General features: G+C 33.1%; 8 protein-coding genes and 1 pseudogene. 1 reads left to right on the top strand and 8 read right to left on the bottom strand.

The genetic code is table 11. The annotated features are described in order from the left end of the window. Positions 1-34: 34 nt before the first annotated feature. The 7 genes and pseudogenes from NJT12_RS25095 to NJT12_RS14575 all read right to left on the bottom strand — a co-directional run. Positions 35-349 (bottom strand): annotated as a pseudogene (locus NJT12_RS25095) (sensor histidine kinase); the annotation flags it as partial. Continuing rightward, positions 253-3222, bottom strand: coding sequence for a ligand-binding sensor domain-containing protein (locus NJT12_RS14550; protein WP_271336642.1), 2970 nt, complete (start codon positions 3220-3222; stop codon positions 253-255). The gene NJT12_RS14550 and the pseudogene NJT12_RS25095, both read right to left, overlap by 97 nt. 676 nt (positions 3223-3898) lie before the next feature. After that, a complete protein-coding gene (bglX, locus tag NJT12_RS14555; RefSeq protein WP_271336643.1) occupies positions 3899-6190 on the bottom strand; it encodes a beta-glucosidase BglX in 2292 nt (763 codons plus the stop codon). Between the two features lie 411 nt (positions 6191-6601). Then, complete coding sequence (gene eptA, locus NJT12_RS14560) at positions 6602-8122, bottom strand: phosphoethanolamine--lipid A transferase EptA (protein ID WP_271336644.1); 1521 nt, start codon at positions 8120-8122, stop codon at positions 6602-6604. Next, positions 8109-8654 (bottom strand): phosphatase PAP2 family protein, encoded by a 546-nt coding sequence (locus NJT12_RS25100; protein WP_338083390.1) that lies wholly within the window; start codon positions 8652-8654, stop codon positions 8109-8111. Before NJT12_RS25100 ends, eptA begins: the two co-directional genes overlap by 14 nt. Positions 8655-9512: 858 nt before the next feature. Continuing rightward, a complete protein-coding gene (locus tag NJT12_RS14570; protein WP_271336646.1) occupies positions 9513-10784 on the bottom strand; it encodes a sensor histidine kinase in 1272 nt (423 codons plus the stop codon). Beyond that, positions 10781-11461, bottom strand: a complete 681-nt coding sequence (locus NJT12_RS14575) for a response regulator transcription factor (RefSeq protein WP_271336647.1) — start codon at positions 11459-11461, stop codon at positions 10781-10783. Before NJT12_RS14575 ends, NJT12_RS14570 begins: the two co-directional genes overlap by 4 nt. 296 nt (positions 11462-11757) lie before the next feature. Between NJT12_RS14575 and NJT12_RS14580 the strand changes: the two genes are divergently transcribed. Continuing rightward, positions 11758-12573, top strand: a complete 816-nt coding sequence (locus tag NJT12_RS14580; protein ID WP_271336648.1) for an SDR family oxidoreductase — start codon at positions 11758-11760, stop codon at positions 12571-12573. A gap of 334 nt (positions 12574-12907) precedes the next feature. Here NJT12_RS14580 and NJT12_RS14585 read toward each other — a convergent pair whose 3' ends face one another. After that, a complete protein-coding gene (locus NJT12_RS14585) occupies positions 12908-13885 on the bottom strand; it encodes an NmrA/HSCARG family protein (protein ID WP_271336649.1) in 978 nt (325 codons plus the stop codon). Positions 13886-13901 lie beyond the last annotated feature (16 nt).

Genomic DNA, 13901 nt, shown 5'->3' on the forward strand with positions numbered 1-13901 from the left:
TTGTACCTTCTTCTATCTTACTTTCAACATTAATTTTCCCCTTATGTAACTCAATAAATTCTTTTACAACCTCTAAACCAATTCCTGTACTGCCGTAATAATCTTTATTGACATTATTGACCTGATAAAATCTGTCAAAAATTCTTTTTAGATCTTTTTTGTGAATTCCGGAACCCGTATCTGTAATGGTTATAGAAAATGAGGGAACTTTATTTCCGTTAATGAGCAGCGAATTATCTGGATCTGATTTATCTATAGCAATAGTAATTGAACCATTGTCCGGAGTAAATTTAAAGGCATTCGAAATAATATTAAAGAGTATTTTTCCAGCATTTTTGGATCTAGCCAGTCTTCAAGCTCATCAAATTTGGACTCAAAATTTATAGTAATATTTCTGGCAGCGGCTTCTTCATCAAAATAGCCAATAATTCCCTGCGTAAATGCTACTACTTCAATTTTTCTGGCTTGCAGCGAAATTTTATTAAACTCTAATTTATTAAAATCCATAAGTTCATTGATTAACCTCGAAAGCCTATCTGAACTTTTATGAACAATTTTTAATTTATTATGTATTTCAGGAGATAGATTTTTGCTTCTTAAAATATCTTCCAGCGGATTAATAATCAGCGTTAATGGGGTTCTGAATTCATGCGAGATATTCGTGAAAAACTGTAATTTTTTATTGTTTAGTTTCTCTGACTGGATACTTTTTTCTTTTTCTAAAATGATGGCTTGTCCCGCTTTAAAACGATTTTGATAAATTTTATTAAAGTATATAATCAGAAACACCAAAATAGAAGTGTATAACAAGTACGCCCAAATGGTTTTCCACCAAGGCGGCAGGATTTTTATTTTTAGTTCTAATTGATCATTGCTCCAGGAACCATCTGCATTGGCTGATTTTGCTTTAAAAACATAATTGCCGGGAGCAAGATTGGTGTAAGTTGCCGTTCTGTTATTTCCTACATAATTCCAGTCTTTTTCAAAACCTTCAAGATAATACGCGTATTGGTTTTTCTTAGAATAATTATAGTTAATTCCCACATATTCAATAGTAAAAACAGATTGTGTATGATCGAGCGTGATTTCTTTGGTCTGAGCAATTACTTTGATTAAGGGCGAAGCATCTTCATTGGGTTTTACAGATCGATTGAATAGTTTGAAATCACTAAAATATAACCTTGGCGCTTTTTCTGCTTTTTTGATTTCGTTAGGATTAAAATAATTTACTCCTTCGTAACTGCCAAAATACAGTTCTCCGTTTCCGTCCTTAAAGACCGCATTATTATTAAAATCATTATCAACTAGACCATCATCTTTGTTGAAATTGGTGCTTTTTTTATTTTTAAAATCGAGTTTGGTCAATCCTGATCCGCCGCTTATCCACAAAGAGCCATTGTTGTCAGCAATTATCGCACGAACAGATTTTTCTTTAAAACCTGGGAAGTCATTATAATTTGAAAATTTCTTTGTTTTTTTATTGTAATTAAATAATCCTTCGCCATCTGTTCCTATCCATATTGTTTTATCATTAGACTCATAAATAGACAAAATAGTCTGAATGCTGTTGTACTTCGTTTTGTCCTTGAACATGGCATCCCGCATTTTGGTCACTTTAAAACCGGATTCTTCTTTTAAGCTAACTTGGTATAATCCCAGGATTGTTCCAACCCATAAAATGTCATCAGAGTCTACAAAAACTTTACGAATAAAGGCTTTGTCTATAGAATTATCTGTAAAATCTTTAGAATCGCAATGCACAAATGTGTTGCTTTTATTGTCAAAATAATGCAGTCCTTTTATAAAAGTCCCAATCCAGATCCTGCCTTTTGAATCTTCTGAAAAACTAAAAATCCGATTCGATTTTAATCCTGTCGTGTTTACTGTATTGTAGTTTACAAATCGGGTAGTGCCATTTTTCAAAAAGTAGATACCACGATCCCAGCTTCCTATCCAGATATTTTGCTTGCTGTCTATAAAGATGGTCTGAATATCAACAGCATCTAAACCTGAATAGTAGTTTTGATTGTTTTTGTTTACGTGAATATAACTTTTATTACTAAGATTATAAATATCAAGTCCGCCGCCTTCATTACTGATTAATAGATTCCCCTTTTTATCTTTTATGACTGAAGTTACGTAACTTGTTTGTAATGAATTATCATTGTTTACAAGTGATTCAAGCGAATTGAATTTGTTATTGGGTTTATCAAATACACCCAGTCCTTTATTAAAATAACCTAACCAAAGACGTTTTTCTTTGTCTTCGTATAAGGACCAAACCGAGTTCGATTTTAAGCTGAAGTCATTGTATTTACTGTGCAGGTATTTTTGCAGTACTTGTCCTTTATAATTGACAACCAGCAATCCGTCATTTTCTGTACCACAAATGATGTAATCCTGACTGCTTTCTATAATAGATAAGATTTTGTTTTTGGTAATAGCATAATTTTCAAATTGGTAATTATCTGTTTCAGGTTTAATTTTGATCAGGCCATTTTCTGTTGTTCCCAGCCATATATATCCATATTTATCGATAACAAGATTTTCGATATCATCTAATAATGGTTCTCTTTTGAATTTGTCTTTATAAACCTGTTTGACTTTTCCGTTTAAATCAAGTTCTAAAAGACCATAATTAGTTCCTAAATAAACAATTCCCTGTTTATTTTTTACTGAAGATTTTATTAATAAATCAAATTTCTTAAGCACCTTTGATTGTACTAAACTAGCTTGTAATGTCTTTATATTAAGTCTGAATAATCCAAAACCATAGGTGCCAAGGATTAAATTGCCGTTATTATCCTGAATAATTGTTTTTACGGTAATGGGTTCGTCGTAGCCTTTTGTAATGACATCCTCGATATTGATTTTAGTAAAATTGTCTAAATCCCTGTTGTACAGGCATAACCCATCGTCAGTACCAATCCATAAATTATTATCAGCATCAAGAAAGGTGGCATAAATAAAGTTGCTGTTTAGCGAACCGGGCTTTTTATTGTACTCGTACCCAAAATAATTTACGCCATCATACCGATATAAACCCGTGCCGTTTGTGCCTATCCAAATAAAACCGTTTTTATCCTGAATAATCGAAGTTATGGCGCGTTTTGAAGTAGTTTCCTGTATGCTTCTAAATTGGTAATTATCAAATTTACCTTGAGATAAAAGGCAATTTATGAATACAAAATAGCATGCAAGAATATATTTGATATTTTTCATTTCATAGTAGTATTGATCAACTTCATTCCGGAGATTCAATTTGCAAATTAACTTTTATTTTAAGTATATATAAACAATATTAATAAAACTAAATAGAAAATTTACTTTTTATGCAAATTTGATTCTATTTCCAAAAAAATATGAGCATGATTAATAATTTTGAAATGATTAATCGTACTCAGGTTATAAGGTTGTTTTAAAAAGTATACTAAACTGCTGTGTAGTTGTTTTAACACATAGAAACATAGCTTTTGTTTGCTTAAAAAAAGGCGTTTTACTTTACATTAATTCACATAGGTATGTGTCAATGCCATTAAGTTAAGGAATCAGTAAATAGACAGAGAAGTAACTACAAAGTTTGTCATCTCGACGCAGGAGAGATCACACTAGTATTTCCGTTCAGCTATTCGCCAATCTTTGCTGAGTTTCTTATGTGATCTCTCCTTCGTCGAGATGACAAGATTGCGGATTCTGAAAGAGGTAATCCGCATTAAAAAATTTCTTAACTTAATGACGTTGCCCGATGCTTCAGGACTATGTGAAAGAAACTTGTTTCTTTTTGGGATCACTCTTTTTCTATAAAAATCTATGTTTCTATGTGTTTAATATATCTAACCCGTTGGGTGAAATGTTTAAATGTTTTGAAAATAATTACACCCAACGGGTTATATAGAGTTTATTTTAACTCAAATTTGCTGGTAAGTCCTTCATTAGAATTCCAACCTACCATGATGTTAAATACTCCCGGTTCTACTAAATAGTTACCGTTATTGTCATAAAAACCAAGTTCTCTTTCTGTCAAAGTAAAGTGCACAGTTTTAGTTTCTCCTTTTTTGAGGTTGACCAATTCAAAACCTTTTAATTCTTTTATTGGGCGAACGATGCTTGCAAATTCATCATGAATATATAATTGAACAACTTCTTTCCCGTCATAATTTCCTGAGTTGGTAACGTCAACGCTTACTTCAATTTTTTCTCTTTTTGCAAAAGTAGTTTTATTTATTTTAAGATTTTTATAATCGAATTTTGTATAACTCAGTCCGAAACCAAAAGGAAATTGAGGCGTTTTCTCTACATCCATATAATGCGACCAAAAAACATTTTTATCACTATCAATTGGTCTTCCTGTACTGTATTTGTTGTAATAAATAGGTACTTGTCCCACATTTCTCGGGAAAGATATTGGCAATTTACCACTAGGGTTGTAATCTCCGTATAAAACCTGAGCGATTGCATTTCCTGCTTGAGTTCCCAGTTGCCAGCCTTCAACAATTGCCGGGATATTTTGGGCAGCCCACGGAATAGTCAGAGGACGACCGTTATTTAAAACCAAAACGATATTAGGATTTACTTTGTAAATTTCTTCCAGTAATTCTTGCTGGATTCCAGGCAAATTTAGATCGGTTCTGCTTCTTGCTTCTCCACTTTGAAATCCATATTCACCTAAAACCATTACTACAACATCAGCATTTTTTGCAGCTGTTTTTGCCGCTTCAAAACCGCTTTTGTCTGTAGTATTAAAAATTGTTTCTGTAAGGAAAGTAGCTTTCTGCGAAAGTAAATCTGCACCTTTTTCAAAAGTTAGTTGATTGTCTTTGTATTGTTGCATTGCTTCCAGAACCGAAACTGCCGTATTATCATCGGCTGCAATTCTCCAGCTTCCAAGCGGACTGTTTTTATCATTTGCCAAAGCACCGATCAAAGCAATTTTTTGTCCGGATTTTTTCAGTGGTAAAAGATTCTTTTCATTCTTTAATAATACGATAGATTTTTTTGCCATATCCAGTACGCCGTCATTATTGGCTTTGCTGCCAACAACTTCTTTTTCACGTTTTTCATCGCAATATCTGTAGGGATCATCAAATAAACCCAATTCAAATTTTACGCGAAGAATTCTGCGAACAGCATCATCTATCAAAGCTTCTTTTACTTTTCCTTCTTTTACCAAAGTCACTAATTTTGCTACGTACAAATACGATTCCATATCCATATCAGAACCTGCAATAACTGCTTTTGCTGTTGCATCGGCTTCGTCTTTTGCATAACCGTGCGCAATCATTTCGCGAATAGAAGCATAATCTGAAACTACAAATCCGTCAAACTTCCATTTTCCTTTAAGGATATCTCTTTGTAAAAATGCATTTCCTGTTGCGGGAATACCGTTTAAGGTGTTAAATGAATTCATAAACGTACGAACTCCGGCTTGTACCGTGGCCTCAAAAGGCGGTAAAACCGAATTGTATAATTTAGAATTGCTCATATCTACACTATTATATTCTAGTCCTGCCTCGACATAACCGTATGCTGCAAAGTGTTTTGTACAAGCTGCAATTGTATTTACTTTGGCTAAATCTGCCATCGTTTCTCCCTGAAAACCTTTTATTCTGGCGTAACCTATTTTACTTCCTAAATAAGGATCTTCCCCCGCACCCTCCATCACACGTCCCCAGCGTGCATCATTTGTAATATCGACATTGGGTGCAAAAGTCCAGTTGATACCGGATGCCGATGCTTCATCTGCCGCAATTGCTGCCGATTTTTTTATCGCTTCCAGATCCCAACTCGCGGCTTCTGCCAACGGAATCGGACTCAAAGTTTTATAACCGTGAATAACGTCAAAACCAATGATCAAAGGAATTCTCAATCGGGTTTCTTCGACTGCGATTTTCTGTACCGCACGAACTTCTTTTACACCTCGAACGGTTAACATCGATCCAACCCAGCCTTTACGTAGATGTTCGTATTTCAGTTCAGCACTTCCGCCTTTGGGTGCGGGTCCCGTTACATCCCAAAAACCATTGTATTGATTCATTTGTCCCACTTTTTCTTCTAATGTCATTTCTTTGATCAAAAGCGAGATTCGTTCTTCAATTGGCTTTTTGGTATCCATATGTTTTTTTGTTTGAGCATAGCCGTTTCCAAAAACGATTAGGAGTAAAAAGGCATATTTTCTAATTTGTTTTTTCATTATTGTGGTTTTAGTTTTATGGTAAAGTTTTTAAATCATGAATGCGTTAGAGTGTCTTTTTTAATTTTGGATGATATCATTTTACAAGCTCGTTTGCCCGAAATCAATAAAAACATAAAAAGGGTAAATGTAGTTTTAGACGAGTAATCATAATAGCAAATTTGAAGCATTATGTACTACAAATGTTGTATTTGTATGTGTTTGATGCCGGTAAGATAGAGGGATTACTACCGAATGTTTTGGCATGCATAAAAAAAGTCCTAATTTTCATTAAGACTTTTTTTACGCGCCGTGCGAATTAAAATCAATAGAGAAGAATCAATTTTTTTCTCAATTGTTCACTATTAAAAGGTATTATAGGTTTTTTAGATTCTAATAGAAACGAAGTATCAGGTTATTAATTTGAATAAATTATTTAAAAATATTCATTTCCTCGTCATATATCGGGCTTTGTATGTTTAAAAAATTTAAAACACTATGAAACACATAGTTCTGTGTTAATGTTTTGTTCGGTTTAACTTGTTTAGTAGTATCAGATAACCATACTATAAAAGGAATCTCATATTGTTCTTTAGGTGCAATACTTATAGGTACGCCATGCATATATAGATTCTTCTCTCCCAAAGATTCTCCATGGTCAGAAACAAAAATCATTGCACTATTATACTCCTTTAACTGCTTTAAATCCTCGATAACTTGAGATAGAATATAGTCAGTATAAACAATCGTATTGTCATATGCATTGATTAGTTCTGTTTGCGAACATTTTCCTAATTCAACACTATTACAAACAGGTTTGAATGTTTCAAATTGTGGTGGATATTTCTTGCTGTAAGTTGGTCCGTGACTTGTACTGGTATGCAATACAATTAATATTTTATTTTTTTTACTGGCTAGTATCTGTTCTTTTAATCCCGTTAAAAGAATCTCATCGTAGTTGCAGTTTTCGCCTTTGCAATTTGGCATTAAAACTTCTCTATTTTGATAATCTTTGATATGAACGGGCGGTTCTCCCCAGTTTGTGGTTCTCCAGATCACCTCTACATTATTTCGATATAAATAATTAGGTAAGATTTCATATAAGTCGTCAGTATTTTTATGCTCTAAAATACATTTTACACCGGCAGTGGTGTAAGTGGCACATGAGGTCGCATCAAAATGAAAGAGGTTTGGGACCTTAGATAATAATGGATTTGTATTTTTCTTATAGCCATAAAGAGAAAAATTCTCTCTTCTGGCAGATTCTCCTATTACTAAGACTACAACTGATTTTTTGTTATCTTTTATGGTAGCGTTTGGTAAGAGAATTTCTTTTTCATTTTTTTTGTATTTGTGAATATAAAAAAGAGAAGTATTTACAGTATAAGACCAGGGCATAGCAAGCCCGCCTAAAGTTTTTGAATTTTTATCAATCCAGAGCCAGTTACTTGCATTAGCATATGCTAAGCCCAGAATAAACAGCAGGATAATAGAAGAGGATATTAGAAATTTCTTTAGTGTTTCATTTATTATTTTGACTTTAATAATATACACAGATGGAATAACACCCAGAAGAATGATATACAATATTAGTTTTAAAGAAAAAAAACTACTGGACTCAGCAAAATTGGTATTGAGTACATTACCAATCATACTCTCGTCTATTATAGCACCATAGGTATTGACAAAGTAAACTGCGATTGAATTGATTACAAAAAATATTACCAATAGAAATTTTCCAACAAAGCGGGACAGAAAGAATATGAGGTAAAAGACAAAATAATTTGCTACCAACATTATAATAACTAAACTTATAATGAGTATAATACCGTTGAGGGTCTTATAATCGACTTTATCGAAGACAAAGGAAAAGAATGGAAAATGGAAGAATAAGAAATTAATACAACTCATTAGTAGGGCAAAATGAGTTATTTTTAGATTATTTTTTAACATAAACAGTGGTAATTTTATATAGTGAAACAACTAAACTGGCAATTGAAAAATAATATATTATCAAATTTTCGTGCGTTATTCTAATGATTAATGAAATGCAACAAATTAAAAATAATACAATAAAAACAGGATAGTATTTTTTGTTGCTAATCCAGTCCCAAATTTTATACTTTCTCGTGATAAAAATACCTAAAAGTCCCGAAATAAATCCAAAGATGCCTCCTATAAAAACATCAAGAGGATAATGCGCTCCAATACCTACTCTGGTTAGAGCAAGAGAGAACGCTGTCGTGATTATGAAAAAAATCCACAAGATTTTATAATCCAGTTTTTTTGGCATAAAAGAAAACAACAGAACGGTAAAGGTTGTAAAAATTGTAATAGAATGCCCGGATGGTAGACTGTTGTTTCCGCATAATGTTTTTCCAATAATAAAAAAGGGACTATTATCAAATGCCAAAGCAGGTCTTGGTACTGCAAATAGTTTTTTAAGGATCGTACTAAATACACAGGAAACAAGTGAAGCACTCAATAAAGACTCCCAGATTTTAGGAGCGCAGATAATAAAAAGGGTTAAGAGCGAAAAAGAAATTAAGCAATCCCCAAGCTGCGTAAGGTTATAGATTGTATTAGGAAATTGTGATAGTTTTGAATTAATAAAAAGAAAACAATCCTTTTGTATCAGTATATAGTTCTCTGTATTTAAAGCATCATGCTTATAAAGAAATAAAACAACTGCGACTAAAAAAAATAGAGGTAAAAAAAATAAAGATAATTTGAGTTTTGAATAATTATTAATAGCATAAGTGTTTATTATACTATTTCCTGACAGATTTGCTTTCATAAATTTATTTAAGATATACTGATATTTATGGTTTTATGGGGAGGTGAACGATTTTGATAAGATACTTTTTTAAGCGGGATACCTAATTAATTTTTTCCTTTGCACTAGTTTTTTCTGGGTAGAGTGTTTTTAATTCTTTCTGCGTGTTTCATTTATTTTCGGGGAAGTTATTTCTGAATTCTGTGGCAATTCTGTATTTTTAGCTATGAACTTAATTATTAAGTGTTTTTTAAGTTTTCATAGAAAACAGGAACCTCACAATAAATTTATTTAAGTGTAATAAATAGCAGATTTGTAGAAAAAGAAAGGGAAAATGGAAACGAGTCAGGTCATGTTTTTTTTTTAGTATAGATCTTATTATGGCAGTTTTTTGTAGTAGTTCTGCCGTCAATTATAGATTGACCTTTATCACAAGAAATCCTCAAGCACAACAATATGTTTATTGATGGCTTTATGTAATTGGTAAGTTATTTGAAAGTATACCAGTATTGGTATCGATAAAAAAGTTTTAGCTGCTGATTCCGTTTATTCTTCCGGGATTAGGAGTTATCGCACTTTTAATGTAAAACGATGTTGATGGTCTACGAATTTGTATTTCAGTTTTAATCCGCTGACCTCTGCTATTTCGTCTGCAATAGCCATTCCTAATCCAACAGATAAATGCGAAACAGAAATTTTCTGAAACCTCTTAAACAGTAAAGTTGCATCAAGAGCTTCTTCCTTTCCTGTATTTTGAATGGACAGCTTATTGTGGTTTATAAAAATGATAATTTTACCTCCGGTTATATTATGACGAATGGCATTTTGAAATAAATTATTAATTAGGATCATGCACAGGTCAGAATTCATTTTGATTAAAAAATCAAACTTGACATTTTTTTGAACTTCTATTTTTTGCTCTCTGATATGTTCTTCAAAAAGCAGTAATGATTCATTGACCATTTTCTCTACGGATACTGTTTCAGTAGTTTTAAACTGCCTGTTTTCGATTTTGGTCAACAATAGCAACGACTTGTTAAGCCTGATTAGTTTCGAGCTCGCGTCATCAATAGCAATAATCAATTCTATGTCTTTTTGCTCAAGATTTTCAGATTGTATAAGGAGATCGATTTTAGATTTTATTACGGCAAGTGGCGTCTGGATTTCGTGTGATGCGTTTTCGGTAAATCTCTTCTGACTATTGTAGTCTGTGATCATTTTACTCATCATTTCTTTAACACAGTGACTCAATTCCTTAAATTCTTTTACCGAAGTTTTTTCAAGATTTGGAACATGATTGTCGCTGGCACGAAAAACTCTTAAGGTATGTATCATTTTATAAAAAGGCTGCCACAGTGTTTTAGTAACCCAGAAGTTGATGCCAAGTGAAATTAAAAGCTGTAATAATAAAATGGCGGTAAGCATAGAAAAAATACCTTCAAAGAGTTCGTCAAATTCGACTGAGCTGCGCCATATTTTTATTTGATAATATTTTGTTTTGACTCTTAGTACAGAAGTAATCATCTGATTTATGGCCAACTCTTTTTCTGATCGGTCAAAAATCAAAGTATCTGAGAAGATATCCTTATTAACTTTTTTAAAGTCAGGTTTGGTAATTATTTTTATTTGAACCTCTTTACCTTTTGTAAACAAATAATCAGAGATAGTGTCATTCTCTCTTAAGTATTGTTCAATCCTTTCTTTCCGGTCCATCAGTACATCATCATTACTTTCTTTTAATTCCTTAATAATATAAGAATAAGTAACAAATCCCGATAAGAGTAAAACAGGAATACTCAATACCACGAAATACAGATTAGTTTTAGCTAATAATTTCATTGATGTATTTTAAAATTGTAGCCAATGCCATAGATGGTCTGGAGGTAATCACAACACTTATTTTCTAAAAGTTTTTTTCTCAAATTTTTTACATGGTTGTAAATAAAATCAAAATTATCGAATCGGTCAGCATTGTCTCCCCATAAGTGTTCTGCAAGTGCATTTTTGCTCACCACGCGGTTTTTATTGGCAATAAAATAGAGGAGTAAATCGTATTCTTTAGAAGTCAGAATTACGTTTTGACCATTGATAAAAACACTTCTCTCTGCTGGAAGAATCCGGATTTCATTGAGCGTAATTTCTAAATTACCATCGAAATCTTTTCGTCTGATAAGGGCTTTTATTCTCGAATTTAATTCGGATAAGTGAAAAGGTTTAGGCAAATAATCATCAGCACCAAGATCGAGACCATAGATTTTATCTGAAAGTGAATCTCTGGCAGAAATAATGATAATACCGGCTTTGGATTTTTTTAGTTTTGTTTTTCTTACCAGATCAAGACCGCAGCCTTTAGGCAATGTAATGTCAACAAGAATACAATCATAATCGTAGAGCGCTATTTTTTGCTCTGCTCTATCATAGTCAGAGGCTACTTCTACAATATGACCTTCCATTTCAAAGTATTGCTGAATACTTTTCTGTAATTCAAGTTCGTCCTCAATTAGTAATATTTTCATCGTACCGTAACCTGACTTTTATCCAGGCGAATATAAGAAATATTTTCACTTTAATTTGTAGACATTTTTGGAATAAAAATATAACTAATCTTTTGCTGTTTTTTGAAAAACACATGATTATGTCAGTTCTTATAATTTATTCAACGTATTAATATGCAAAAGAAAAGAGGCTTACAGAGAATTGTTTTTCGAATTGATATAAATGAGCTTTTCAGAACATAGAATTTGAACTGTACAAGAAATAAATTTTCCTAAAAACACCTGAAATTTGTTCTATTAATTTAAAAGTAAAAAAGATGAGTAAGACAGTACTAATAACAGGCAGCAGCAGTGGTATTGGCAAAGCAACAGCGATATTTTTTGCAGATCAGGGCTGGAATGTTATTGCGACAATGAGAACACCTCAAAACGAAACAGAACTTACATTATTGAATAATGTATCAGTAACCGCATTGGATGTTTTAGATCCTGAAAGCATCGAAAAAACAGTACGTGAGGGTATAGAACGTTTTGGTAAAATTGATGTTTTGGTTAATAATGCAGGTTATGGCGCTTATGGGCCATTGGAAGTTTTTGAAAGAGAAAGTATTATCCGTCAATTTAATACTAATGTAATTGGTTTACTTGATGTTACCAAAGCAGTGCTGCCTCATTTCAGAGCAAATAAAGATGGAATTATAATTAATGTTTCTTCTATGGGCGGACGTCTGACATTCCCTTTCGGGGCTTTGTATCACGGTACCAAGTTTGCTGTAGAAGGGATTTCAGAGTCGTTAAACTTTGAAGTGGCTACATTTGGCGGAAAGGTCAAAATAATTGAGCCGGGTGCTACAGCAACTGATTTTGCAGGACGTTCTTTTGATTTTAAAAATGATGAGAATCTGACAGAATACCAAGGCTTGATGAAAAAATTATTTGATTTAATGGAAAGTCTGGGGGCAAATAGTTTTCCTCCTGAGGTAGTGGCACAAAAAATTTATGAAGCTGCAACTGATGGTACTGACCAATTGCGATATGCTGCAACACCTGATGCAATAGCTTTATTAGAAAAAAGGAACAATGAAAGTGATGCCGTTTTTATTGCGGACATGAAAAAACAATTCGGATTATAATAGTGTCTTTCTAATGCAGATCTTTAGTCATCTGGTTTTGAAAAAAGATAAAGTGAAGAATTGTTTATGATAGTGGGATGAGAATAATTTAGAAATAAAAAACCTGCGAATCCTAAGATTTGCAGGTTTTAGTGTTTTTTTATGTTTCTGAACAGATTGAAATAAAAGCTGTCTTTTAAATGTTTATCGCATTCAGTGCTAAATTATATAAAAACTTTGGATGGTGTATACTTCTGTTTTTCAATTATTTAAGTGGTACTTGCGCAATTTGCTTTGTATCATTATCTTTTTCTATTAGCTCTGATGAAGCAGTAGTTTTTTTGCATTTAAACAATCAATAATTTGTTTTTTCTCCTTGCCAATTTGTACGATGGAGGAATTCTTCCCAGGTAAGCGTGTCAGGATTTATTTGTCTGCTCCATAGCAAATCCTTGTCTTGCCCATAATAGCCATACTCAACAGCATATTCAGACATGCCGATAATCTCCTGCAATAAGGTTTCATTTGAACTAAATTCCGGGAAATGATCAAGAAAATCTTCCCGTTTGAATGCTGAACTATATTCGGCTTTCTTACCTGTGACCCTGATAAAAGTATCAATTATTTCCTGGGGAGCGATGATATCACCAATAACCGGTAAGGATTTACCCGCGTATTTAAGCGGATGTGCAAAAATTTCTAAAACAGCCGGTCCCGTGGCAGTAATGGGATCAACAAATGGTGCGCGGAAGTCCTTTGGGAGATATATAGGAAATACAAGTACATCGTCTTTTACAATTGGAGTATAAAATTCTATCAGATTTGTATAAAAGAAAGCCATATATATAAACGTGCTTTTGACTGGCAGTGTACGTATATAATCTTCAACTTTTGCCTTGTCTGTAAAATGGGGTGCAAACTTTTTACCATCGGTAATTTTATCTACATTTTCCAAACTGCTAAAGACAACATGCTGAACTCCTGCCTCGACAGCAGCGTCTGCCAGTTCTTTGCCTAACTCAAACTCATGTGTTTGTGGCGGAGCAATATTTGGAGTGAGCATGAAAACACCATAGGAACCTTGAAATGCTTCAACGAAGTTTTTTTTATATCCAAGATCAAGTGGTATACTAACAAGTTCAGCACCCTGGTCGATCAGCTTGATTGCATCGGGTGAATCAATGCGTCGTGTAATGCCACGTACCCTATAGCGACCACTTTGTAAAAGAGTGCGTGCAACACTGCCTCCTTGTTTGCCCAAAATACCTACGATAGTAATAAGCGGTTTGTTTTTTTTGGACGTTGATTCATGTCCTTTTAGATCAAATACCATATTGTGTTTTTTAAGT

Source organism: Flavobacterium azizsancarii, assembly GCF_027980145.1.
In the GTDB taxonomy this organism is placed as follows: domain Bacteria; phylum Bacteroidota; class Bacteroidia; order Flavobacteriales; family Flavobacteriaceae; genus Flavobacterium; species Flavobacterium azizsancarii.